The following is a 262-nucleotide window of genomic DNA, read 5'->3' as shown; positions in this document are numbered from 1 at the left end:
AAATAAACAGATTTTCATAATAGTCTGTTTATTAAAGCGATCCGCGACATATCCGCCCCATAAGGAAAGGGATATAAAAGGAATCGCTTCTGCCAGACCAATTAATCCTAGGGTCAGCGGGTCTTTGGTAATCTGATATAGAGAATAGGCAACAATAATTTCCTGAATCAGAATGGCTAAAGTCAAACAAAACTGATTTAAGGTAACAATAGAAAAGTCTCGATAACGGAGTGCGGCAAACGCATCAGGCTGAATGTGCATA

At 38.9% G+C, this 262-nt stretch carries 1 pseudogene; it reads right to left on the bottom strand.

What is annotated here, in order from left to right:
* Positions 1-261 (bottom strand): annotated as a pseudogene (locus B4J23_RS11935) (MFS transporter); the annotation flags it as partial.
* Position 262 lies beyond the last annotated feature (1 nt).

Source organism: Acinetobacter sp. UBA3025 (genome assembly GCF_002367915.1).
Taxonomy (GTDB): domain Bacteria; phylum Pseudomonadota; class Gammaproteobacteria; order Pseudomonadales; family Moraxellaceae; genus Acinetobacter.
Note: the sequence above shows the minus strand (reverse complement) of the source record. Positions and strands in the feature narration are given on the sequence as shown.